The organism is Pseudoalteromonas sp. JB197 (assembly GCF_002332205.1).
Taxonomy (GTDB): Bacteria; Pseudomonadota; Gammaproteobacteria; order Enterobacterales; family Alteromonadaceae; genus Pseudoalteromonas; species Pseudoalteromonas nigrifaciens.
Map to the genome: position 1 here is coordinate 706,713 of NZ_NRGZ01000002.1, position 26,458 is coordinate 733,170.

A 26,458-nucleotide genomic window follows, 5' to 3' on the forward strand; every position below is an offset into this window, starting at 1 on the left:
ACGAGTATATTACTTGCCTACTATTTCTACATCGCCTTTAGCAATATTAACTAACCCGTAACTGTGTAGCCGCGAACGAGAACCCTCTCCAAATGCCTTAGGCGGATAAAAAATTTCTTTTTGTTGCGGGTATTCACTCAACACTTCATCTAACGCCGCGCGTATTTCGCTCAATGTTTTTTCAAGGCTATTATTAAAGTTAGGGCGCTTGCGGATCGTGTGTCCCAGCTCTACTAATCGATAAAAATATTTATTAGCTAATTCAATTAGCTCATAAGGTACATCTTTATTATGGCTGAGCACAACATCGCTATTACTGTTACAAAATTCAATAAGCGCTAAATAAAAGCTAAGTGGTTTATTTGCTAAACATACTTGGTATTGCGGATTAATATTAACTGACACCGTTTTAGTATTTAGATTAATAACTAACACGGGTGATTTACTTTCCTCAACAGGTTCAGGCTGCAGCGTAGCTAACTGCATACTTTTTTGCTCTATTGTAATAACCGTTTTCAGCCAGTGGCTAACAAAAGCACTTAACATAAAAATAGCGACATAATAATAAATATAACGCCACGGCCATGGCTGTGGTTTTATATCAAAAACTAAAAAAACAGGGCCAATACTGGTCGTTAAACGCGTAAAAAACTGCGCTCCGGTTAATGTGGTTGATAGCTTTTTTTCAGCGACAATATTTAACAATAATAAATTAGTGCCGATTAGTTGCGAATTTAACTGCTCTAAATAACTATTTATATTATCTATATTACTGGAGTACTTAAGCAGTTCATTAGATAAGTCGAGTAAAGGTAAATCCAACGCTACCTGTTTTTCTATCGTGGCTATATTAAGCTTTTGCACTTGCTGTTGTTTATAGCTTACTGAGTAATAAAATACGCTACAAAGTAATAAAAAAATGAATAGCGTAATAAATGAAAATAACTGCTTACTCATATTTCATCTCGCTTATAAGTTACAACGTCATTATCACACTGCCAAAATGACTGCGCACCTTTATAGTAATGAAGAGATTGCTCTTGCGACATGGCTAATAAATGCGCCTGTACCGAGCACAATAAATCGGTATTATTATGTGGCATTTTTAAATACCAACGCGTGCCTGCAATATTATTTTTTAGCGGTGTAATATAGTTTTTTGAAAAGCGTTTTGCATCACTTTCTTGCCAAAACGAAGCTATAATATCTACTTTTCCGTTAGCCAATAAATCACGTAAGGCATCGTGAGAGCTAGCATAAATAATATTTAAGTTTTCGAGGTTAATATCCAACTCTTTAAATACTTGCTTGGGCAATATATGCCCTGAGCGACTGGTTGGGTAATCTAATAATCCAATACGCTTCCCCAAAAAGTACTCTTTTGTTATTTTAGGTTTTTCTTTAGCCGAAATAAAAAATGCAGTGTAATCAGAAAACCCAACTACAGGCTGGTAGTTATAGGTAGTCTCGGCTTTAAATGCTTCCATAATATTGTTTTTAGTTAAAATAAGATCTGCAATGCCTTTTCCTACAAATTCAAAGCTTTCCGTCGTGTTATAGCGCCAGTAACTTACAACCGCCCCGTACTGCTTAGCTACCACATCATCTGTACATAAGCTATGTGCTAATGTACCTGCTATTTTTTTTGATGGTGCAAAAATGATTAACTGGTTTTCATTTTTAATTGCAGATGTTTGGCATTCAATTGATGTTTCTATTAATTTTACAAAGCGTAACTCACTGCTATCAACACTTAGTTGACCACACACCCACACCAAAATAATTAACAAATATAAAAATACAATTAACAGCATTTTATTGTAAATGACGCATTTAATGTTCAAACAAAACATCCTAATATTATTATTAGCCTATTTGAACAATTTTAATTACTTATTGCAATAAGTAATTTTACCTATTAACTATAAGCATCTGATTTAATTAATTTACCTACAAGTTAATATGAATATTCTTAACGCCTTCCTATCCTCCAAATAAACAAGGACAATTGACCGGATTAGTGATTTTGACCCTATAATAATTTGAAGGAAACCAAATGCGTAACAACTTAATGTCCTCAGTTAAAGCAACGCTGGTCGTCAGCGCTGTACTTGTTTGTACTAATGCTCATGCATGGGGTCAAAATGGACACAGGATCATAGCTAAAATTGCAGAGTCTCACTTAAGTGAGACAACAAAAACAAAACTTTTGCCGTTATTAAATAATGAATCTTTAGCACAAGTGTCTACTTGGCCAGATGAAATGCGCTCTGCTCCTGGTGAGTTTTGGCAAAGAAAATCATCACGCTGGCATTATATTAATACATCTGCAAACAAACCTATTTCACTCAATCATTCTCATACAAAAAATAAAGAATCTGTTACCAACATTCTTGAAGGTATTCATTACTCAATTAAAGTACTTCAAGACGAGCAAAGTTCATTAGATGCTAAGCAGTTTAGCTTACGCTTTTTAGTACACCTGGTAGGCGACAGCCATCAGCCTTTTCATGCTGGGCGTGCAGATGACCGTGGTGGTAACAATATTAAAGTGAAGCACTTTGGTCAAGAAACCAACCTACACAGTTTGTGGGACAGTAAGTTAATTGAAGGCGAAAACCTCTCATATACTGAATTTTCTGACTTTATCAATACTAATAATCAAACTTTAATTAGCGAGTACCTAACCAGTACCCCTACAAGTTGGTTAGTAGAATCAAACAACTTAGCAGAATCAATTTATAATAAAAATGAAACAAATATTAGCTACAGCTACATTTTCGACCATATGCCAATAATTAAAACTCGGCTGCAACAAGGCGGAATAAGACTCGCCGGTTTATTAAATAGTTTATTTGATGAATCAGCAACACCGTTAGTCAGTGCACTTAAGATGCAAACTAGCGAAAAAACAACTAACTAAGTAACTTTTAATACGGGAAAACAACATAATGAATAAACTTCGCCTTTCGAAATTAACCGGAGCAATTATTTTAGCTCTTGGTGTTTCTGCAAGTGCTATGGCTGCTGACACGTCATCTGCAATGCGCGGTAAAATCACTACTCCATCTGGTGAAAGTGCTGCAAATGTAAAAATTAAAGTTATTCATGGTCCTACTGGAACTGTAAGTGAACTTACAACCAATTCAAGTGGTACTTTTATAGCTAATGGTTTACGTGTTGGGGGTCCATATACAGTAATAATCGACTCTGATACTTTTAACGACACTACGCTTGAAAACATCTACCTAGAATTAGGTGATACTTATCGCTTAAACTCTCAGCTTAGACCATTAAACATGGAAAAAATTGAAGTTTCTGGCTATAAAATAGTACAACAATCAGGTGGTTCTAGCAGCTCTTTTGGCGAAGATACAATTCAAAACATGCCAAGTTTTAACCGCGATATTAAAGATATTGCTCGCTTAAATCCTCTTGCAAATATTAACGGTAATGGAGAGCTAACCTTTGCTGGTAATAATCCACGTAGTAATAGCTTAACTGTTGATGGTATTGGTCAAAACGACGATTTTGGCTTGAGCTTCGGCGGTTACCCTACTTCGCAACCACCTGTTGCACTTGATGCAATTGAACAAATTTCTGTAGACGTATCTCCTTTTTCAGCAGCTAAAGGTAACTTTGGTGGCGGTACTATAAATGCAGTAACAAAGTCAGGTACTAACGAGTTTAAGTTCTCTGGTTTTTACGAAACATCAACCCCAGATATGGCGGGTGATGTAGACAGTATTTCACAAGTATACGCAAATGGCAGACCAGCTTTAGATGAAGATGGCCACAGAACATTTGTTACTGAACAAGTAAAGCCAATCCAAACAGAAGCGCGTTACGGCTTTAACTTTGGCGGACCAATACTAGAGGATAAGCTTTTTTACTTTGTAAACTACAATGCATGGAAGAGCGAGTTAGATTTAGACTATGGTTTTGAAGGCTCTGGTGCTGCTAATGAATACGATGTAACTAAAGAAAGCTTTGATCAGTTTTTATCTATATTAGATAACGTGTACGGTATGCAAGATTCTCTTGGTGGCGACCCTAAAGACACCAATGAGTCATTATTGGTTAAGTTAAGCTGGAACATCAACGATGACCATCGTTTAGACTTTACATACCAATGGCAAGACGATAAAGACGAGCGTAATTTTGGTACTGGTGGCAGTACCGTTTCACTTGCTTCAAATCGTTACACTTACGCGACTAAATTCAACAACTTTGCTACCAAGCTTTACTCAGATTGGAATGAAGACTTCTCTACTGAAATTGGTATTGCTTATAAAGATGTAACATCTGACAGCATCACTAATTCTAAAATTGGTAGTGTTAAAGTTGAAGAATATTTCCGTGGACCAGCTTATCAGTTTGGTACTGATGAATACCGTCATGCCAATAAAGCAGCGACTGAAAATTTAACACTAACTTTTGATGGCACATACTTATTAGACGAACATCAAATTAAGTTTGGTGCTAAGTATGAATCTTTAAATTTATATAATTTATTTGCAGCCAACTCTTTAGGCTCATGGGAGTTTGATAACTTTGCTGGTTTCGAAAACCGCGAAGTAGGTAATTACAAAGGTAAACATGACTTTACTTACAGTAATGCCTATACCAACAACTCAGCAGATACTGCTTACGATGCAACGCGCAGTCAGTTTGCTCTTTACGTAGAAGATACGTTTTATGCTACTGATGATTTAGAAGTAACTGCAGGTGTACGTTATGAGCGTTTGGCATCTGACGATAAACCAACATTGAATGAAAAGTTTTTAGAAACCTATGGTTTTACTAACCAAGAAAACCTTGATGGTGTAGATATTATTTTACCTCGTGTTGGTTTCAAATATTATGCAACAGAGGCTCTTACTATCAATGGTGGCGTAGGTCGTTTCCAAGGCGGTATTCCTAACGTTTGGTATAACAACTCATTCCAAAAAGACGGTCTTACTTTTGTTGACGCACCACAAAGCGTAATTGATGGTTACTATGCAAATAATAACGTCGATTTCACTCAAGTTCCAGACGAAATAAAAGGTTCATTAGTACAAGGTGCGGGTAGCACTAACTATATTGATCCTAACTTTAAATTACCTTCAAGCATCCGTGCGCAAGTTGGTTTTGATTATGAATTTGACTCAGAATTTTTAGGTAATGGCTTTAAATGGCAAGCAGAAATTGCTTACCATAAAAAAGAAAATGAGGCTGTATGGCATAACACTGCAATCAAGCCTGTTGGAACAACCGCTGATGGCGATCGTATTATTTCTGAAGGTATCTACGAAGGTGACTTAAAAGATAACTTTGATATAGCAATGACCAACTCAGCTGAAGATGGGCGCTCGGTAATCTTCTCTACTGCACTTGCTAAAGAGTGGGATAACGGCCTATATATATCTACCAGTTATGCACATCAAGATATTACAGAAGCTTCAGGTGGTTCATCATCACAAGCACAAAGTAATTATAAACATACAATAACACAAAGCCGTAATGTTGATTTAGCACAGCGTGGTGCTTACGAAGTGGAGCATAGCTTTAAGGTTAATGTGAGCTATAATACTGAGCTTTTTTCTGGCTACCAAACCAAGTTTAATATGTACTTTGAGCGTCGCTCTGGCCGCCCATTTAGCTATACAATGGGTCTTTATGAAATAGATGATTTAGGCGATACACGTGACTTTTATTCAAACTCGGCTTACCTTGCATACATCCCAACGGGTGCTGATGATGCAAATGTAAACTGGGATGAATCTGGTTTGTCGTGGAGCGAACTTGAAACGCTACTTAACCGTGCTGGTATTTCTGAGCGTGGCCAAATTCTAAACCGTAATACAGGAACTCAACCTTGGGTTACTACTATGGATATTAGTGTTAAACAAGAGATCCCAGGTTTTGCTGAAGGCCATAAAGGTGAGGTTTACTTTATGATTGATAACTTTGCTAACTTACTTAATAGCGACTGGGGTGTTGAAAAGCGTTTAGGCTACTCTGATCAAGCTGTATATGACCTAGCTGGAATAGATGATGAAGGCCGATACATTATCAACAATCGTCATAACGGTGCTGATGTACGCAATTATAGCCAAATTTCTACGTCATCATCTGCATGGCAAGCTAAAATTGGTGTTAGCTATAAGTTTTAATACCTAATAAAACATTACGCTTTATATTAGTTAAACCCATTACAACTTTGTAATGGGTTTTTTCATTTAAACTCCCTTTTTCATCTATTTGTCATAAATAGTATTTACTCTCTTTTACAACACGAACATTTCATTATTAACATTAATAATCCGTAGCATTAATCTATAAACATAAAAAACATTACACTTGTAGCTTATTTGTAAACATAAACTAATGTATAATATGTATAGATTTAGTACTGCATGAATTTGGTTCGTTTGTTTAGTGCAAACACTTTATAAATATAAAAAGTTTAATAAACCACATGGGAAAACAAAATGAAAATTCAACTTCGTAAAACAGCTCTATCACTCGCTATTGCAGCCTGTGTTGGTGTAAGTGGCGCTGCAGTAGCAAATACAACTGCATCGGGTGTCAAAGGTCAAATTGTTGGCCCTAACGGTAACCCTGCTACAGGTACTGAAGTAACTATTATTCACGTACCTTCCGGCTCTTCTAAGGTAACTTACGTGAATGATGCTGGCTATTTTAGTGCTAGCGGCCTTCGTGTTGGCGGACCATACAACATTATAGTTGACTCAGATAAATATGAAGATCAACTCGTTGAAAATATTTTCCTAACTCTAGGCTCTGATTATCCAGTTAGCGTACAACTAAAGCCGGCTTCAAATATTGAACAAATTGTTGTTACTGGTCGCCCTATTAGTGCAATGTCCGGTGGTACAGGACCATCTTCAACATTTACACTAGAAGACCTTGAAAATGCCCCTGCTATTAACCGTGATCTGAGAGATATTGTTCGCGCGGATCCACGTGTCTACGTTGATGAAAGCCGTGGTGCAATTCAGTGTGGTGGTAATAATCCTCGCTATAACAGCTTAACAGTTGACGGCATCCGCATGAACGATAACTTCGGTTTAAGCTCAAACGGTTATCCGACTATCGGCGCTCCTTTCTCATTTGATTCAATCGATCAAGTTGCCGTTGAGCTTGCCCCATTTGATGTACAATACGGCGGTTTCACCGCGTGTAATATTAATGCTGTAACCAAATCTGGTACTAACGAGCTGCACGGTGGTGTGTTCTTTGATTTCACCAGCGACAGTTATAAAGGTGATAAAGTTGAAGGTGTGAAAGCCGATAATGGTAACTATACTGATAAACGTTATGGTTTTAACTTAGGTTTACCACTAATTAAAGATCAGCTATTTTTCTTCGGAACTTATGAAAAGCAAGAAGGCATCGCACAATTCAACTATGGCGCAGCCCAAGGTGATGATCCAAGTGTTACAGCAGGCGATATTGCGAATATTCAACGTATTGCCCAAGAAAAATATAACTACAACGCAGGTACTATGCCTGGCAGCATGCCAGTTGAAGATGAAAAAATCTTAGTTAAACTTGACTGGACTATAAATGATAACCATCGTGCAAATTTCATTTATAACTACAATGATGCTTTTACTATTTCTCAATCAGACACTGGGTCAAGTCGTTTATCATTAGATAGCCATTATTATGAACAAGGCGCCAAGTTTACCTCTTTTGTTAGTTCTCTTTATTCGGATTGGAACGATGATTTTTCAACCGAGCTTCGTTTTGGAAAATCTGAAGTAGATGCACGCGTACAATCACTTGATGCAGCATCAGGTTTTGGTGAATTTCAAGTTAAGACTGCAGGTGGTGCAACGGTTTACATAGGCCCAGATGATTCTCGTCATTCCAATAAGCTGAAATATGACACAACTACATTTAAATTAGCTGGTAAGTACTATCTTGATAAACATACAATTAGTGCTGGCTATGAATATGAGAAGTTAAATGTATTTAATATGTTTGTACAACACACACAAGGTGAGTTTCGCTTTAATTCAATTGAAGATTTTGAAAATGGTTTAGCTTCACGAATTGAATATAATAATGCTGCTGGTACTAATAATCCTGCTGATGCTGCAGCAGAATTTTCTTATAAACAACACACTTTGTATTTGCAAGATGAATATAACTTCGACAACATTGATGCCAGTTTAACTTTTGGTTTGCGCTATGACCGTTATGACAGCAGTGATGTACCAAACTTTAACGAAAACTTTACTAATCGTTACGGGTTTTCAAACCAACAAAACTTAGACGGTATGGATCTTATCCAACCTCGTGTAGGCTTTAATTGGTATGCCACTGATGCCTTAGAAGTGCGTGCAGGGGTTGGCTTATACACTGGTGGTAATCCAAATGTGTGGGTATCTAATGCTTACTCAAATGATGGTGTAACAAATATCTATACTCGCCGTAATAATGTTGATCTATTTAATACTGCAATGACTAATTTTGATGGTGGTACGCCAGGTTACGATGTACCACAAGAAATGTTCGATGAAGTTGCCAATACTAACATTCGTTTAGGTGATAGTATTGCAAATGTAATTGATCCAAACTTTAAAATGCCTTCAGAATGGAAATATGCCTTAGGTGCTACATTTACTACTGATAACGATTATGTTATTTCTGCTGATGCGCTTTATTCACGTAAAAATGATGCCGCAGTACTAACTGATTTAGGGGTAGCGCAAAATGGCTATGAGCCAGTAGATGGACGCCCAATCTACACAGCACCTGAAGGTCGTAATGGTGAGTTTATGCTAACCAATGCTGATAATGGTGGCGATGCATTGGTACTTTCAACGGCACTTAGCAAACGTTATGAAAATGGTATTGACTTTACGCTTGCGTATTCATATACCGATGCTAAAGATATCAATCCAATGACCAGTTCAGTAGCGGATTCAAATTATCATAACTTAGCAACTGTAAATCCTAACAATCCAGGTATCGCAACATCAGATTATGAAGTACCACATCGCTTTACTCTGAAACTAGGTTACGCGCATGAGTTCTTTGATGGCTATGCAACACGCTTCAATTTATTTGGCCAAGCATCAAAAGGTATGCCATATAGCTATACCTTTGCTGACTCAGATAATTTATGGTCACCGTCATTTGCTGATAAAAACCGTCAATTACTTTATGTCCCACAAGTCAATGATCCAAATGTAGTTTATGGAGATGACTTTGATATTGATGCATTCAATGCCTTTGTTAATGATGAAAATTTAAAACGCGGTAGTATCACTGGTCGTAATAGTGAATACGCGCCTTGGTTTATTAAATTCGACTTCAAAGTAACTCAAGAGCTACCAGGTTTTATGGAAGGTCATAAAGGTGAAGCCTACTTTGTTATTGATAATTTAACCAACCTCCTAAACGATGATTGGGGTAAACTTGAAAAAGGAAACTTTGTGGGTAACCCGGTTGTAAAAACATCTCGTGATGATCAAGGTCGTTACGTTTACGAAAGTTTCAACTCAGGCAATGTTGGTACTTATGTACAACGTGATGCCTCACTTTGGGAAATGCGTATCGGTGTTCGTTACACTTTCTAATTTGCTAAGGTAACTTAACAAATTAAAGTAATTTTAAAGCCCATCTTTTGATGGGCTTTTTGTTTTACTCATCTAATTTACTAGTTAACTTATCTAAACAACTAAGTAAAGTTTGATACTCAGCTTGAGTTAAAATACCCAATAGATTCTTTTCCCACGCTAAAGCTGCTGGTGCTAACTGCTGATACAAGCGCCACCCTTGCCCACTCAACGCTAATAAGCTAGCGCGCTTGTCATCTGGGTTAACTAAACTCACCACATAGTGCTTATCGTTCAGCGCTTTTATTGCCCGTGATACAGTGGATTTATCCATTGCTGCTTGCACACACAGTGCTTTTGCATGGCTTTGCCCAAACTGGGCTAAATTAAATAAAATGCGCCACTGAGGAATAGTTAAATCACTTTGTTGTTGATACACGGGCGCAAACTCCTCACTCATTTTACTGGCTAAATTTGCTAGTCGATAAGGTAAAAATGTCTCTAAATCGAGTGCCATTGTGCTATGTCCTCTTAATTTACAATCATGTTTAAGTGTTCATAAATATGTACAGTGACAAAAAGCATGATGTTTGAATTTACTCTCACTTGAGAGTATCTTACAGTAAAACGATAAGGAGTCGAGTGATGACCAGCGAATTACAATACATGACAGGATTTGGCAATGAGTTTGAAACTGAAGCCTTGCCAGGTGCATTGCCTATCGGACAATTTAGTCCGCAAAAAGTAAAGTACGATTTATATGCAGAGCAATTTAGTACAACCGCGTTTACTGCGCCGCGTGCACAAAACCGTCGTAGTTGGCTGTACCGTATTCGCCCCTCTGTTATTCAAGGCGATTATATCGCAATGGATAATGGCTTAATTCGCACTGCGCCTATTACCGAAGTAGTAACTCCACCGACTATGCTACGCTGGAACCCTATCGACATTCCACAGCAACCAACTGACTTTATTGATGGCTTAATTACTATGGCCGCTAATGGTAGTGCAAATGGCCAAACCGGTATTGGTATTCATGTTTATGTTGCTAATAAATCTATGGACGGGCGTTATTTTTATAATGCCGATGGCGAAATGTTGTTTGTACCGCAGCAGGGTGAATTATTGCTCAAAACTGAGTGTGGTAATTTAACCATAAAAGCGGGCGAAATAGCGGTTATTCCCCGTGGTATAAAGTTTCAGGTACAACTATTAACAGCGACTGCGCGCGGTTATATTTGTGAAAACTATGGCCATCAGTATGAATTAGCTGAGCGTGGCCCGGTCGGCTCTAACGGTTTTGCCAACGATCGTGACTTTCAATACCCAGTTGCTGCTTTTGAAGATATAGAAGGTAAGTTTGAATTAGTGGCTAAATTTAACGGCAACATGTTTCGTTGTGATATCGGCCATTCGCCTCTAGATGTAGTTGCGTGGACCGGTAACAGTGCGCCGTATAAATATGACTTAGCACGTTTTAATGTAATGAATACAGTGAGCTTTGATCACCCAGATCCTTCTATTTTTACCGTACTTACATCGCCGTCAGGTACTGAAGGCGTGGCTAATATTGATTTTGCTATTTTTCCTCCACGCTGGATGGTGGCCGAAAACACCTTTCGCCCTCCTTACTTTCATCGCAATATAATGAGTGAATTTATGGGCTTAATAGAAGGCGTTTACGATGCTAAAGAGCATGGCTTTGTTCCTGGGGGTATGAGTCTACACAATTGTATGTCGCCACATGGACCTGAAGCCGACGTGTTCGACAAAGCCTCTAATGCCCAGCTTGAGCCACAACGTTATGATAATACGCTGGCATTTATGTTTGAATCACGTTATATCATATCCCCAACTAAATACGCTCTTGAGGGCAAAGAGCGCCAAACTAACTACACTGATTGCTGGCGCACAATTAAAAAGCAATTTACTGGATCACAAGGATAATAAACCATGAAACTTTATAGTTATTTTCGCTCATCTGCCGCATACCGGGTGCGTATTGCGCTTAACTTAAAAAACATTGATCACGAATTGGTTGGTGTTAATTTACTAAAGTCTGAACAATTAGGTGCAGCCTACTTAGATAAAAATCCACAAGGTTTACTCCCAGCACTTGAAACAGCTGACGGTGTGCTTGGACAATCTCTGGCTATTTTAGAGTATCTTGAAGAAAGCCATCCAAACACAACGCCATTATTATTTGGTAACGCGTGGCAAAAAGCACAAATCCGTAATTTAAGTTACGCCATAGCCTGCGACATTCATCCGTTAGATAATTTACGCGTACTCAAGTATTTAAGTAACGAACTAGGGGTAGACGATGAGGCTAAAAACACTTGGTATCGCCACTGGGTAGAAGTAGGGTTTGAAAAAGTAGAGCATCTACTTGATAGTAATAACGCTTTTTGTGTGGGTGAGCAACCAAGCCTTGCCGATGTGTGCTTAGTACCGCAGGTATTTAATGCTATTCGTTTTAATGTAAATATGGCCGCATATCCTAAAATAGCAGCCATTTATGAGCGTTGTAATAAGCTCGATGCATTTATTGATGCCGCACCACAAAATCAACCTGATGCAACCTAGTCTAAATAATTAGCCTAGGTAATTAACCCAGAAAATTAGCCTTGTAAGGCACTGTGCACCACAGTTACATGGTCAATTAATTCTAAGCCCAGATCAGTTAAATAACCGCCATCTGGGCTATCTATAATTCCTTTATCAAATAAACGTTGTGCGGCGCTTAACAAGCTAGGCTCTGCGTCTGAATGAAGTTTAATTCCCTGCATTTTACTTTCACGCGGAAATTTAGCTAATAGTGTAAATTCATCGATCATTGTTTGGTTAAATTGCATATATTTTCACCTATTTATTGTTCTGTGTTTTACTAAATATAAATATACCCAAATCAAGAAAGCGCCTTTTTTATAAGCAGCTGTCTAATGTTAAGGTGCTATAAAATACCCAATTACGCATTTTTATGGTGTTTGTGTATACCTTACCCTAGCATGTTTTTTAGCTTAGTGTATTATTTTTAAACCTGCGACAATTTGAGACTAAAATGCGCCATTTATTAATCTTATGTTTTTATATTAGCTGCTTAAGCTATTCGCTACTCAGCCATGCTAATACAATTAAAACCCACTCTGTTATCGATGCTAATCAGTTTGTAAATACCGACACAAGTTGTTGGTACGACAATAAACGCTACAGCGAAGGAGCGTTAATACAAATACACTCATTTACGCTTATTTGCGGGGCTAAATTTGTACAACATAACAACAGTCAACTAATTTGGCTTAAACTCGACAAACAAGGCAATGCTATTTACCCTACTAAGTCCGCTACAATTACAGTGAATTAGCCTCTACGAGTGAATTAAGTTACACTATGCGCAGTTTAAATAAGTAGTGTAGCTATGGATAATCAACCTAAAAACCCTTTACATGGGGTAACGTTAGAACAAATACTTGTTGAGTTAGAGCAACGACTTGGCTGGAGAACTTTGGGTGAACAGGTTAAAATTAAATGCTTTACTGATGCACCAAGCATTAAATCGAGCTTAAAATTTTTGCGTAAAACCCCATGGGCACGAGATAAAGTAGAAGCACTTTATATTCATACCATAAATAACAAGCCAATTCGTAGACCCAAAAGTGCACCAAGGCCCACTTCCGATAGAGCACCTGATACATCGGGCTTTGTTTGGCCTTCGATCAAAAAATAAATAATAAAACGGCGTGTAATAACGCCGTTTTATAGCCGTGTATTATTTATCTAGCTGTTCTTTGCAAATAACGTTTAATGATCCAGGTGAAATTGTAATAACTAATTTGTTAGAAGTTTTCACCTCTCCATCTACTACGTATTTAATCTCTTGCTCTGCACTTACTTCCACTCTTTTAGCATTTGTATGATGCGAATTAATAGCTAAATGTGTTTGTGTAATGCTGCTAAACATCAGCTCGGCAATACTCAGTACTGTAGTGCCATTTTCTTTATTGGGTATTAACCAATTCACATCAAGAAGCCCGTCACTATGATCGGGCTGCCCGCCACCTTGAGCTAGCAAAGTAGTAAAGGGTGCGGCATTAGCAACAATAAAACTATTGGTACTTACTTGCGTTGGTTCGTTATCATCAAGCTTTATTGTTAATACTTGTGCTTTTTGTTCACCAAAGGCTTGTAAAAAACCATTTAAATAGGCCAGTTGCCCAGATTTGTTTTTAGCTTCACGGTCGGCTTTTTCAATCATGGAGTGTTCAAAGCCAATTCCTGCCAGTAGTAACATTAGCTCGTCGTTACAATAAGCTGTGTCGATTAAACTTGTTTGCCCATCAATAATTAAATCACAGGCTTGTTCAACAGGAATAAATTTTGATTTTATGCCCATTAACACATGCGCTAATGCGTTAGCCGTGCCCAGCGGAATAATACCCAACCTGCATTTAGTGTGCACTAATACACTGGCCACTTCTGTCACTGTGCCGTCACCACCACAAGCAATAATAATATCTGGCTGCTCTTTTATTGCCTGTTTAGCAAGCGCTACGCCGTTAACTTCTTTTGAGGTTGTTAATACGGTTAAGTCGTAATAAGCCGATAAACTAGCAATAATTAGGTGTTGTTTGTCTTGCCACATTTTTGTGCCCGACACCGGATTTGCAATCAAAAATGCTTTGTTTTTAATTACTAACTCACCTTTTTTATGACGCTTAGCTAAGTGATGTAATTGGCGTTTATTAAGATTAGCTGTCTCGCGAGTTTCTTTTATTTGTGCCAGTATTTGATGCACATCGGCATCTTTATTTTGGCTAAGCAAGTAGGCCGCCATTACAAACACAGAGCGCCCGCGCCCTAAAGCACAATGCACCACCACACGGCGATCTTCTTGTACATGATGATGGATCCAATTAATTGCTTGGTTTAACTGCGAATGCGTAGGAACGCTATGATCGAGTACCGGAATGTTTAAATAATTAATGTTTTCTTGCGTAGAGCTCCACTCTAAACCGTCAAACTCGCACGTTACATCAAGTATTGCGGTAATACCGTTTTCTTTTAGTGTATCTATGTCAGAGGGAAATAATCGACATGCCAAAAACAAATGTTCATTAATCTTTTGAATAGGCGGCACTTTATCGTGCTTACGAGCCCACGCATTGTATAATTGTGCGCCAAATAAAAAAGGAATAAACGCCCAGCGAATATAAAAAGGGATAACGCCGTTTTCTCGTTTTCTAAACACTTTTGCTATATCGAATATATAAGCGCCCCCCACTAAAAGTAGTGACAACGCACTCCAATAAAATACAATTGAAAAGTAAATTGAGTTAACTTCCCAGCCAATAAATATGAGTATAAATGCCAATAGTAAGTAACTAATTGCAGCCCACATATGTTCTCCTTTTATAATATATGCTCGTTGTTGTTATATTTATTAATCATGCCTTAATATTGTAAAAGCAAATTTCACGCCAGCATTTACTTATTCATCGTTAGTTATGTTATTGATAATTAACATTTTAATTTTTATTTGTTAAGCCTTTTTTTAGTCCACTTATAAAACGTTGCTGTTTTTACACTATAGTAGGCTAATTGTTCACATTAGGAAAATACACTTTGTTCACTTGTATTGGGCTGGATTGTAGAAGCATTTATAAAAACTTGCCATAACGCCCCCTATCAAACACATACCCTAATAGCCGCTGGGTAGAGCTAGGTATTGCCCTGTCAGTACTTTTTGCTGCACTTAATAGTGTATGGCCACTGGTATTGCGCTTAGGCTGGGTAACATTTGCATTTGGTTTATTGCACGGCATGGGGTTTGCCAGTGTATTGGGTGAGTTGGGGCTGTCGAGCGATTATCAGCTATTGAGTATTGTGGCATTTAACTTAGGGGTAGAAATTGGTCAGCTCAGTATTTTACTCATAGCATTGCCGGTGTTAATCAGCATAAGAGGCTATCAGTGGTATAAAAAATGGTTAATGCCGGTGGGTTCATTTGCTATAGCACTGATTGCATTACAATGGTCAATCGAGCGGTTTTAACCTGTAACCGCCCTAATACCAATTTGAGCACTTTTTATAGTGCTTTTTACAGTACTTCTTACAGTACTTCGTCATGCACTTCAAAAGGCATGAGTAGCGTTTTCATCGCTGGGCGAAGTGCTATTAATACTGTTTCTTCGGTGAGTTCTGGGTAGAGCATTTTTCGAAGAAATAAGCCCGCCATCATCGAAAAAATAACATTAATACGGCTATCGAGTTCTTGCTCTGAGTGTGATTTTAACAAGCTTCTATCGCTAATTAATAACTGTCTCATTCTATCGCGCGCTTGGGTATCAGCCTCGTGTAGTAACGTAGCCACTTTATTGTTTCTGGCCGCTTCTGCCATCATGTCTAAATCGATTACACACGCCCCGGTATCCATATGCCTTTGCACTCCTTTGTGCAAACTGCCTAAAAGTATTGTGAGGATATCGCCAGGCTGCTCTTCAAATTCTTGAAATATAGAAAACATTTCTTGCATATCTTGCTCAATAATACTCTCTATTATTGCTTCTTTACTTTCAAAGTAGTTATAGATATGGCCGGCACTCATACCCGCAGTTCTTGCAATTTCAGCCATGCCTGCCCCATGATAGCCTTTGCGACGAAAGCAGTCTGCTGCAGCATCTAGTACTTGTGCGCGCCGTGCTTCGACTAATGCAGGATCTGCATGTCTTTTACTTTTATGGGTCACTTACAACTCCACTATTTAACCTGTCTATTATAAAAACCAATTGCATCTAAATATTTAGTTACAGCAAATAAAGCGCTGTTAAATTAGAAGTATTATAAATTTAACATTCTAGTGATGGCCTATAGCAAAAGCTATAGACCATATAGACTACTTAATTTTGCACCGCTGGTGAGGTAATTTGCCAGCCGCCGCCAACTGCTTTGTATAAGTTAATTTTACTGGCAAGTAATGCCTGCTTACCCGTAATTAACTGCTGTTGGGCACTGTACCAAGTTCTTTGCGAATCAAGAACTTGCAAGTAACTGTCGGCACCTTTGTCGTAACGCGCTTGCGAAATATCAAAGGTTGCTTGACGGCTTTGCACTAACTGCTCAAGTGCGCTTAGCTGGGCGTTATAACCTTCTCTATCTGCGAGTACGTCAGCAACTTCACGAAACGCTTGCTGAATTTTTTGCTGATAGGTGGTAAGCGCTATTTGTTGCGCCGCTTTAGCAACATCTAAATTAGCTTGGTTACGGCCCATATTAAAAATAGGCAAATTAATAGTAGGTACAAAACTCCACGTACCCGAGCCACCATCAAATAAACCACTTAAGTCGCTTGATGCAGTACCCGCATTAGCGGTTAAACTAATACTTGGGTAAAACGCAGCACGCGCAATACCAATATTTGCATTAGCCGCTAACAACTGATGCTCAACCGCTTTAATATCAGGGCGTTGCGTGAGTAAATCAGACGGTAAACCAACTGGTACTTCTGGTAAGTCGAGTAAATGATTAAGTAACGCATTTGGCAGTAAATCACTGGCAACGCTATTACCTACTAGTAAATCAAGCGCATTTTTATCGCGTTTTAATAAACGCTTATACTTTGCTATATCAACTTTAGCTGTAGCAACCGTACTTTTAAGTTGCTCTAGGGTAATTGCTGATGCAGCACCTAAATCAAAACTTTGTTGAGTAAGTGATAACGACGACTGTTGCGACGTTAGGGTTTCCTCGGCCAGTGCTAATAGCTGCTGGTCGGTTGCATAGTTAAGCCAGGCATTAGCAAGCTCAGCAATAAGCGACACTTGCATACTGTATTGGCTCAGCTGCGTAGAGTATAAGGTTTGCAGTGCTTGCGCTGACTGATTGCGCACCTTGCCCCATATATCAAGCTCATACGAGGTAATACCTACGGTAGCACTGTACTGCGAATTAATACGCGGCTCACCAGTACTCGATAAATCACCCGGCAAGCGCTGACGCGATCCAGAGCCATTTATATCAAGCGATGGAAATAATGCCGAGTCTTCTATTTGATATAAGCCACGCACGCGCTGCACATTTAATGCAGCAATTTGTAAGTCTTTATTATGCTCAAGGCTCTGTGCAATTAACGCTTGCAGTTTTTCATCGTTAAAAAACTGTTGCCAATTTAGCTGCGGAGCTTGCGCTTGCTCTGCACCCGATGCATACGCATCAGGCACAGGTAAAGCTATTTCTTGTTGCTCTGGGGCAAGTTGGCACCCCGTTAATACAGCTAAAGTAAGTGCGTTTAAACCTAATGTTTTTAAGTTCATTATTCGCTCTCCTTCGTTGCTACTGCCGATTTACTTGAGAATGTTTTACGTACTAAAACAAAAAACAAAGGCACAAATAACACCACTAAGGTAGAGGCAGCTAATGTACCACCAATAATAGAGATACCCAGCGCATTTTGTGCACCCGACCCTGCGCTCGACGCAATAGCCAAAGGTACAACACCACAAATAAAGGCCAGCGAGGTCATTAATACTGGGCGTAAACGCAGTTTAACAGCAGCTATTGCAGCATCCACTAAGCTCAGGCCTTCTTCCATTTTATGAATAGCAAATTCAACTATTAATATCGCGTTTTTAGAAGCCAAACCTATGGTGGTTAACAAGCCTACTTGTAAGTAAATATCGTTTGATAAGTTACCAATTAATGCCGCCATAATCGCACCAAATATACCCAGTGGCACAATAATCATTACAGCAAATGGTACTGACCAACTTTCGTATAACGCAGCTAAACATAAAAATACAAACAACAGCGACAATCCATACAGTAAAGGCGCTTGCCCACCACTTGAGCGTTCTTGATAAGATATACCCGACCACTCAGAAGCAATACCGTTTGGCAATTGCTTAACTAAACGCTCCATTTCATCCATAGCCTGCCCTGTACTATAGCCAGGTGCTGCACTACCTTGAATTTCCATCGCAGAAAAACCATTGTAGCGCTCTAAGCGTGGTGAGCCGTAAGACCAGTGCGAACTAGCAAATGCTGCAAACGGCACCATATCGCCATTATTATTACGCACGTACCACTTATTTAAGTCCTCTGGCACCATGCGCGAATCAGCTTCGCCTTGCATGTATACCTTTTTCACGCGGCCGCGGTCAATAAAGTCATTGACATAGCGGCTACCCCATGCGGTAGACAAAGTACTATTTATATCGGTTTGAGTAACGCCCAATGCTTCTGCTTTTGCAAGGTCAATATCAAGTTGCAGCTCTGGCATGTCTTCTTGGCCATTTGGACGCACACCCGCTAAAACAGGGCTTTTGCTTGCCATACCCAACAACATATTACGTGCATTTAATAGCTCGTCATGGCCTAAGCCAACGCGGTCTTGTAAAAACATATTAAAGCCATTAGCTGTACCAAGTTCTACAATTGCCGGTGGTGGGAAAGCAAATACAAACGCTTCTTTTATGGTTGAAAAATACCCCATTCCTTTACCTGCTACTGCATTTACCGATAGGTCGTCACGTTGGCGCTCATCCCAATGCTTTAAGCTCACAAAACCAATTGCTGAGTTTTGTCCAGAACCTGCAAAACTAAAGCCTGTTACCGTAAAAATAGAACTTACCGCTTCGGCTTGGTCATTCAAATAATGGTTTTCTACTTTTTCAACTACACCTAACGTTTGCTCAATAGTAGAGCCTGCAGGCAACATTACTTGGTTAAATAATATACCTTGGTCTTCGTCTGGTAAAAAAGCGGTTGGTAAGCTTGAAAACACATACACCATGCCACCTACAAGCACACCATAAATAAGTAAGTAGCGCTTTGATTGGCTGATCATACGGCCAACAATACCTCGGGTACCACGGTTTGTTTTATCAAAACCACGGTTAAAGCCAGAGAAAAAACGCCCCATAAATGATGTTTTATCGTGTACATGACTTGGCTTAAGTAAGGTTGCACATAGTGCAGGCGTTAAAATAAGCGCCACTAATACCGACAAGCCCATTGCCGACACAATAGTAATAGAGAACTGACGGTAAATAACACCGGTAGAGCCACTAAAAAACGCCATCGGAATAAATACTGCCGACAGCACCATAGCAATACCTACCAATGCGCCTTTAATTTCGTCCATTGATTTACGTGTTGCATCTAATGCCGAGAGTTTTTCTTCAGTCATTAAGCGCTCTACGTTTTCTACTACAACAATCGCATCATCAACCAACAGGCCAATGGCAAGTACCATAGCAAACATAGTTAACGTATTGATTGAATAACCAAAGGTATACAAAATTGCAAACGTACCCAGTAATACAACAGGTACTGCAATAGTCGGAATTAACGTCGCACGAAAGTTTTGTAAAAACAAATACATTACAACAAACACAAGTATCACAGCTTCAATTAACGTGTGTACTACTTTTTCTATCGACAAAGATACAAATGGTGTGGTGTCGTAAGGAATAACACTTTCTAAGCCCTGAGGGAAAAACGGTTTAAGCTCTTCAAGGGCTTTTTTAACACCATTTGCCGTATCTAGCGCATTCGCACCACTGGCCAGTTTTATCCCTAAGCCCGATGCGGGTTTTCCATTAAAACGTGCGACTACACCATAGTTTTCACCGCCTAGCTCTACTCTCGCTACATCTTTTAGACGTACTACTGAGCCATCACTATTGGTTTTAACTAAAATGTTTTCAAACTGATCAGGTGTTTGCAAACGGCTTTGTGCCGTTATTGTCGCATTTAACTGCTGCCCTGCAATCGCAGGCATACCACCGAGTTGGCCGGCAGAAACCTGCGCATTTTGTGCAGTAATTGCCGCGCCAATATCGTTTGGCGTTAACTTAAAGTTTTGTAATTTTGCTGGATCTAACCAAATACGCATAGCGTACTGCGAGCCAAATAACTGCGCTTCACCTACACCATCAACACGAGAAACAATATCTTGCACGTTTGAGGCTACATAATCACCAATATCAATATTAGTCATGCTGCCATCTTTAGACACAAAACCTAATACTAATAAAAAGTTACGCGCCGCTTTGGCTACTACAACACCTTGGCGTTGTACTTCCTCTGGTAACAACGGCGTTGCGGTTGCTAATTTGTTTTGTACTTGAACCTGAGCAATATCAGGGTCGGTATCAGCATTAAACGTTAATGTAAGCGTTGCTGAGCCACTCGACTCTGACGTTGACGACATATATAACAAGCCGTCTAGCCCTTTCATTTTTTGCTCAATAACTTGAGTTACAGAGTCTTCTAAGGTTTGCGCTGATGCACCTGGGTAATTTGCAGTAATACTAATCGCAGGCGGTGCAATAGAAGGATACTGTGCAATAGGTAAACTTTTAACTGCTAAAATACCCGCTAACATAACAATAATAGCGAGTACCCAAGCAAATATCGGTTTATCGATAAAATATCGTGACATTTAAACTCTCCGTTATTGCGCTTGAGTGGCTAAAGGTGTTGCTTCAGTGACAATCACTGGCGCGCCAGGACGAATTTTTTGTAAGCCTTCAACAATTAACTTATCACCAGCAGATAAACCTTTAGTCACTAACCAGTTCGAACCTATTGTTCTATCAACTTCTAGTACTCGGCTCTCTACTGTATTATTTTCACTTACCACCATAGCCGTTGGCTGGCCTTTGGAATTACGCGTTACACCACGCTGCGGAACCAAAACAGCATTTTTTTGAACCCCTTCAACAATAGATGCACGGGCATACATACCCGGTAAAAGTAGTTTCTCAGGGTTAGAAAATTTAGCTCGCAATGTTACCGAACCCGTACTTGGATTAACCGTTACTTCTGAAAACTGTAAGGTGCCCTTATGCGGATAAACCGAACCGTCTTCCATATAAAGCTCAACCTCGGTTTGAATATCTGCATCAACACTTAACGAGCCCGACGACAACGCTTTTTTAAGCTTGGTTAACTCATTACTCGATTGTGTTAAATCAACATAAATTGGATCAAGCTGCGTGACTGTTGCCAATGCCATTGCTTGATTAGCACTTACCAAAGCACCAACAGTCACACTCGATTTACTAATTTGACCACCAATAGGCGATGCTACATGGCTGTAATCTAAATTAATTTGTGCAGCCTGTAATTGCGCTTTCGCAGTAAGTAACTCAGCCTTTGCCTGCTTAGCAGTTGCATCTGCTTCGTCAAAGTCTTGCTGACTTACAGCTTTAATTGCCAATAACTCTTTATAACGCGCAGCTTTTGATTTACTGCTGGCAATACTCGCCTCAGCACGGGCTACAGCTGCTTCACTTGCTGCAAGCTCAGCTTCAAAAATGGCTGGATTTATTTGATATAGCGCTTGGCCTTTTTCTACTTGCGTACCTTCTGTAAACAAACGAGATTGCACAATACCGCTAACTTGAGGACGAATTTCTGCTATTTGATATGCACTTACACGCCCTGGTAATTCTTGTTTAAGTGTAAGTGTTTGGCTTTTTATCGTAACTACACCTACTGGAGTGCCTTGAGAAGCAGTAGCTTTAGGTTGCTCAGCAGCCTGATCACAACCAGTTAAAACGACAGAACCAACGAGGGCCGAAAATACCAATAGCGCGATGCGGGAACGCTGCATATTAAATTACCTTTTAACTTGAATTTAAACTTTAGAATGAACGTTCATTCTAAATTATTTGCATGCACTTTCCAATGCTAATTAAGAATTATTTTTAACTAGATTTAATACTGTAAACATATGTAAATTTGGTTGACTAAAGCGACTATTTGCTTACAGTCAAAACTCCCCTAGAGCATTGTGTAAAGCCCAAATAGGGCTGAATTCAGCGTGGTTGTGCTTTAAATAGTGATTGGTGATTGGTATAGGGTAAGCGATACTAAGAGGAAACTTCCCATTTTACATGTTTAAATAACCTACAGTAAGCGTAATATTTATAGCTGGCAATAAGTTACACTATTTGCTATTAATGGCGGCTCATAAAATAAGGACGTTTTTGCGCTAAAATAGGGAAAGTGTCCTCTGATAAAGCTGTTAAATTTTTTGAGGTCATATGAATACTGATACAGTGATAAAAATACACGAATACCTAACTGAATATTTTCAAGATAGTGAAGACCCTATTTCTCCACCTGGGATTAAAGATCTTGGATTACTTGATAGTGCTGTTGCCAGAAAAGATATGACTGGAGGCTCAAAAGATATTTTTGAAGGTGTTTTTAATAAATCTGCCGCATTATTTCATGGCATTATTTCGAACCATTCATTTTATAATGGAAATAAGCGAGCTGCTTTAATGTCAACGCTGGTATACCTAGGTGAAAATGGATATTGGGTTACAAAGTGTACTGACGCAGAAATGTTTGAATTTACTAGGAAAATTGCTGCTCATGAACTAGATAAAGACAGAAATAAAGAAATTGTAATTATTGCTGATTGGTTGAAAACCAATTCTCGTCGTAGAGAAATAAGAGATAAAATGTTGAACTTCAATGAACTAAGACATATTTTATCTAACTTTAATTATGAAGTTGAAATTAGTAAAAATAACTGTTGCGATATAACGAAAAATGGAAAGTTTATAACTAGTATTCGATACAAGGGCAACAAAGGTTCTGAAGATTATGATGTGAAATATGTAAAAGGATTACGTAGACGTTTAAAGTTAACTCCTGAATATGGTGTGGATAGTTTGGAGTTTTATAGTATAAAAGGTGTTTCTGATACTTTAAATAAGTATATGAAAGTAAGACATAATGTAATGCGATGGCTTGCAAAAATATAACAAGTTACTTAAGTCGGATGCATTACGCTTACTAAGGCGTTGAGGCTGTAACCAATGTTCGCTTATGGCATTTCCCAGAAATTCGACAATATAAAATGCTGATAATAATTGGCAAGATATTTTACTGTGTCGGATGGCGCTTTGCTTATCCGACCTACATTCGGTACTTTTTAGGTAATCGATAATACAAAACGCTAATGTTAATTGAGGCTGCCTTTTTTCGTTGGGCTTCTCTGCGCTCAAACCAACCCAAGTAAAAACACCTTAAAATAATAAAATAAGGTGTTTTTACTTTGTGATTTTGACTGTTTACTTGCTAATAGCGAGCTAACTTAGTTTGTACTTAGCTTTGCGGTGGCTCGGGCGTGGGTACTATTTTTGATACCAGTAACTGCTCAACCCGAATGCCTTCAACATCGACCACTTCAAATTTAAAGCCGGCGTATTGAATATACTCTGCACGTTTTGGAATACGCTTCATGGTATAAATTAAATATCCGGCCACGGTTTCGTAATGATTTTGATGAGGAAACTCATCAATATCAAGTACTTTAGCCAGCTCAACTATGGGAGTTAAGCCATCAACTAGCCAGGAGTTTTGGTCGCGCTCAACAATTAACTCATCATCGCTGTGAGTAATTAAGTCGCCCATAAAGCCTTTCATTAAATCTTTTACTGTTACTATGCCTACCACTAATGCGTATTCGTTAACTACTACAGCAAAAGGCTGTACGGCTGTTTTAAACGCATTTAATGCCTCTGATAAACTAAGGGTTTCGGGTAGATAAAAAATATCTTTTTCGAGCATTTCGCTATTAATATTCGCTGCATCGCCTTTGAGTACTTGGCGTAAAATATCTTTTGATTCTACAGAGCCGATTAATTTATCTAAATTATCGTTACACACTAAAAAGTGATTATGTGGATGCTCTATTATTTTGTTAGCAATATCATGGCTCGACTCATTAATATCAAAATAAACTATTTGGTCGCGCGGCGACATCACACTCGATATAAAGCGCGCTTCTAGGTCAAATACGTTACCGATTAAATCGTATTCTTGTTGCTGTAGGCTACCGTATTCTGCACCTGCATCCATCATGGCAACAATGTCTTCTGTGGTTACAATATCTTCGCGCTCACTTGGTACTTTAAAAATACGCAAAATAATATTTGTTAAACCATTAAAAAATAATACCAAGGGCGTTAAGGCATAGGTAACCCAGCGCATTATTGTTACCACGCGCACAGCAACGGCCTCTGGCAAAATCATTGCCAAACGTTTAGGTAGTAAATCTGCAAATAAAATAAACAGTGAAGTAATGGTTAAAAACGACAGTAAAAAACTAATTTGTGCCAGTAATGGGCCTTGATAAAAAAACTGCAAAACATTTTGCACATAAGGCGAAAGTGCTTGCTCACCCACAATGCCGCCTAATATAGCAATAGCATTAAGGGTTATTTGGATCATGGCAAAAAATGCCCCAGGTTGTTCTTGTAGCTTTAATACTGCAGCTGCTTGAACATTGCCCTCATCAGCCATCACTCTTAACTTTATTTTACGCGATGCTGCAATCGCAATTTCCGACATTGCAAACAACGCACTGATCAAGATTAATAAGCCAATCCCGACTAAATCACCCATTTATAGCTCCAATAAAATACGCTTTTATAGCAAAAGCAGCTGGATTATAGTCGCTTTTTTAAACGGGGCAATTTAAATTTAATATTTATTAAAAGGCTTTTATTATCAATATAATAAGCAGGCCTTTCGACCTGCTTTAAGATTACTTGTTCATCGCACTAATCAAAAACGCCGAAATTTTAGCGCCTTCTCGTAAGGTGGTTTCTGAACTTGACTGCCCTACTAGCGAGCTGTCGGTAAAAGGCGCAATTTCCATCATATCGGCACCGGTGATCGGAAATTCATCGGCTATGGCTGATAAAATATCCAGTGCGTGCTGTGGCGTTAAGCCGTTTGCCTCTGGTGTGCCTGTTGCAGAGGCATATTTTTCATCAAGGGCGTCAATATCAAAGCTAACATACACTTCGTCAACGTTGTCGGCTTTAAGCTGCGCAATGGCATCTGCGGCAACGGCTGCTGCACCGCGCTCTATAATTTCATGCGCCCAATGTTGTTTAACACCAAAGGTGCTTTCCCAATGCTCTTTCGGTTTACCGCTTGAACGAATACCAAATTGAATTAAATGATGTGGCGCAGGTAAAAACTCTAAAATATGCGTACACCAAGAGCCAAAACATAAATCAATGCCTAAGCGCTCAACCAATAAGTCGGTATGGGCATCAAAATGAATAATTGCGGTACGCTTGCCTTGTGTGCGCTTAGCTTTTAAATACGCTTTTGTTAATGGGTAACTAATTGAATGATCGCCGCCAATACCAAAAATGCCTTTATTTTCAAATGTTGCATAAAAGCTGTCGCATACATCTTCAGTGATCGACAGTGGGCTAACGTAATAGTCGTTATTTTCGTTGCCGTATAATGCTTTTTGACAATTGGTTATAGTGGCTTTGTTTAAGTATTTATCATGTAATAAATGAGGAATAACGCGTACGTCGCCTAAATCGAATGAGCGGCACTGAGGTTGCTGATCGAGTAATGCTGAGCGTAAAAATAACGGCCCCCAGTTTGCGCCACGTAAAATACCGCCGCCACAATCTGAGCTAATACCTAGCATTACCGCTTTATGCGGCGAATTGGGTAACTCGTTAAGCGACTCACGCCATAATGGGCCAATGTTTTCGGTTTGCCCATAAAGCTTGTTTCTTAATGCAGCTTTGCGCTCTTTTGCAGTGTTAACTGTATATACACCATCACCTGGTGCGCACAAACAATGCTCAATTTTGCTTTTAAATTCCTGAAATTCGGTGCTCATGGTAAACCCTTATAAATCTATATGTTTTGCGTGGTACTGATTAGTTATGCAAAATTGCTAATATTTAAATACTAACAATAACATTAGTACTGCTTGCTAAAAGCAAACTAACGTTAAATTAGCCTTGCTTCACTAATGTATATACCATCCAAAAAATAACAACTAACCATATGAATAAAAACAACTTAGTGTAAATGTGCCT

19 protein-coding genes and 1 pseudogene are annotated in these 26,458 nt (G+C 38.9%); 9 read left to right on the plus strand and 11 right to left on the minus strand.

All coding sequences use genetic code 11. From position 1 onward, the window contains the following. Positions 1-9 precede the first annotated feature (9 nt). Together CIK86_RS18330 and CIK86_RS18335 are read right to left on the minus strand one after the other, a co-directional pair. Positions 10-957, minus strand: coding sequence for a hypothetical protein (locus tag CIK86_RS18330; protein WP_086995720.1), 948 nt, complete (start codon positions 955-957; stop codon positions 10-12). Next, positions 954-1,844, minus strand: coding sequence for a hypothetical protein (locus tag CIK86_RS18335; protein ID WP_254910731.1), 891 nt, complete (start codon positions 1,842-1,844; stop codon positions 954-956). Before CIK86_RS18335 ends, CIK86_RS18330 begins: the two co-directional genes overlap by 4 nt. Before the next feature lie 212 nt (positions 1,845-2,056). Between CIK86_RS18335 and CIK86_RS18340 the strand changes: the two genes are divergently transcribed. The 3 genes from CIK86_RS18340 (at position 2,057) to CIK86_RS18350 (ending at position 9,599) form a co-directional block, all read left to right on the plus strand. Continuing rightward, complete coding sequence (locus CIK86_RS18340; protein WP_086995714.1) at positions 2,057-2,923, plus strand: S1/P1 nuclease; 867 nt, start codon at positions 2,057-2,059, stop codon at positions 2,921-2,923. 28 nt (positions 2,924-2,951) lie between these two features. Then, a complete protein-coding gene (locus CIK86_RS18345; protein WP_086995711.1) occupies positions 2,952-6,158 on the plus strand; it encodes a TonB-dependent receptor in 3,207 nt (1,068 codons plus the stop codon). A 318-nt stretch (positions 6,159-6,476) separates the two neighbouring features. Continuing rightward, a complete protein-coding gene (locus CIK86_RS18350) occupies positions 6,477-9,599 on the plus strand; it encodes a TonB-dependent receptor (RefSeq protein ID WP_086995707.1) in 3,123 nt (1,040 codons plus the stop codon). A 64-nt stretch (positions 9,600-9,663) separates the two neighbouring features. Here the strand turns inward: CIK86_RS18350 and CIK86_RS18355 are convergent, their stop codons facing one another. Next, on the minus strand, positions 9,664-10,095 hold the full coding sequence (locus CIK86_RS18355) for a MarR family winged helix-turn-helix transcriptional regulator (RefSeq protein WP_086995704.1): 432 nt from the start codon (positions 10,093-10,095) through the stop codon (positions 9,664-9,666). 128 nt (positions 10,096-10,223) lie between these two features. On the opposite strand from CIK86_RS18355, the gene hmgA reads away from it, so the two are divergent. Next, entirely contained in the window at positions 10,224-11,525 is a 1,302-nt protein-coding gene (hmgA, locus tag CIK86_RS18360) for a homogentisate 1,2-dioxygenase (protein WP_086995701.1), read from the plus strand. A gap of 6 nt (positions 11,526-11,531) precedes the next feature. Further along, entirely contained in the window at positions 11,532-12,164 is a 633-nt protein-coding gene (gene maiA, locus CIK86_RS18365; RefSeq protein WP_086995698.1) for a maleylacetoacetate isomerase, read from the plus strand. A gap of 35 nt (positions 12,165-12,199) precedes the next feature. On the opposite strand, the gene CIK86_RS18370 is transcribed toward maiA, so the two are convergent. Next, a complete protein-coding gene (locus tag CIK86_RS18370; RefSeq protein WP_011329965.1) occupies positions 12,200-12,433 on the minus strand; it encodes a TIGR02647 family protein in 234 nt (77 codons plus the stop codon). Between the two features lie 206 nt (positions 12,434-12,639). On the opposite strand from CIK86_RS18370, the gene CIK86_RS18375 reads away from it, so the two are divergent. After that, positions 12,640-12,942, plus strand: coding sequence for a YnjH family protein (locus CIK86_RS18375; RefSeq protein WP_086995695.1), 303 nt, complete (start codon positions 12,640-12,642; stop codon positions 12,940-12,942). Between the two features lie 54 nt (positions 12,943-12,996). Then, positions 12,997-13,305: a VF530 family protein gene (locus tag CIK86_RS18380; RefSeq protein ID WP_011329963.1), complete on the plus strand. Its 309-nt coding sequence runs from the start codon at positions 12,997-12,999 to the stop codon at positions 13,303-13,305. Between the two features lie 42 nt (positions 13,306-13,347). Here the strand turns inward: CIK86_RS18380 and CIK86_RS18385 are convergent, their stop codons facing one another. After that, on the minus strand, positions 13,348-14,976 hold the full coding sequence (locus CIK86_RS18385) for a diacylglycerol kinase family protein (protein ID WP_086995692.1): 1,629 nt from the start codon (positions 14,974-14,976) through the stop codon (positions 13,348-13,350). Positions 14,977-15,275: 299 nt separating this feature from the next. Here CIK86_RS18385 and CIK86_RS18390 point away from each other — a divergent pair. Continuing rightward, a pseudogene (locus CIK86_RS18390) lies at positions 15,276-15,629 on the plus strand (HupE/UreJ family protein); the annotation flags it as partial. Positions 15,630-15,687: 58 nt separating this feature from the next. Here the strand turns inward: CIK86_RS18390 and CIK86_RS18395 are convergent. The 4 genes from CIK86_RS18395 to CIK86_RS18410 form a co-directional block, all read right to left on the minus strand. After that, a complete protein-coding gene (locus CIK86_RS18395; protein ID WP_086995689.1) occupies positions 15,688-16,323 on the minus strand; it encodes a TetR/AcrR family transcriptional regulator in 636 nt (211 codons plus the stop codon). A 151-nt stretch (positions 16,324-16,474) separates the two neighbouring features. Further along, positions 16,475-17,887: an efflux transporter outer membrane subunit gene (locus CIK86_RS18400; RefSeq protein WP_086995686.1), complete on the minus strand. Its 1,413-nt coding sequence runs from the start codon at positions 17,885-17,887 to the stop codon at positions 16,475-16,477. Further along, positions 17,887-21,018, minus strand: a complete 3,132-nt coding sequence (locus tag CIK86_RS18405) for an efflux RND transporter permease subunit (RefSeq protein ID WP_086995683.1) — start codon at positions 21,016-21,018, stop codon at positions 17,887-17,889. The genes CIK86_RS18400 and CIK86_RS18405 overlap by 1 nt, the downstream gene beginning before the upstream one ends. 12 nt (positions 21,019-21,030) lie before the next feature. After that, a complete protein-coding gene (locus CIK86_RS18410; RefSeq protein WP_086995680.1) occupies positions 21,031-22,194 on the minus strand; it encodes an efflux RND transporter periplasmic adaptor subunit in 1,164 nt (387 codons plus the stop codon). Between the two features lie 433 nt (positions 22,195-22,627). Here CIK86_RS18410 and CIK86_RS18415 point away from each other — a divergent pair, with 433 nt between their 5' ends. Then, on the plus strand, positions 22,628-23,359 hold the full coding sequence (locus CIK86_RS18415) for a type II toxin-antitoxin system death-on-curing family toxin (RefSeq protein WP_086995677.1): 732 nt from the start codon (positions 22,628-22,630) through the stop codon (positions 23,357-23,359). 343 nt (positions 23,360-23,702) lie between these two features. Here the strand turns inward: CIK86_RS18415 and CIK86_RS18425 are convergent, their stop codons facing one another. Both CIK86_RS18425 and CIK86_RS18430 read right to left on the minus strand, forming a co-directional pair. Further along, complete coding sequence (locus CIK86_RS18425) at positions 23,703-25,004, minus strand: hemolysin family protein (RefSeq protein WP_086995674.1); 1,302 nt, start codon at positions 25,002-25,004, stop codon at positions 23,703-23,705. Between the two features lie 142 nt (positions 25,005-25,146). Next, on the minus strand, positions 25,147-26,256 hold the full coding sequence (locus tag CIK86_RS18430) for an arginase family protein (RefSeq protein WP_086995671.1): 1,110 nt from the start codon (positions 26,254-26,256) through the stop codon (positions 25,147-25,149). Positions 26,257-26,458 lie beyond the last annotated feature (202 nt).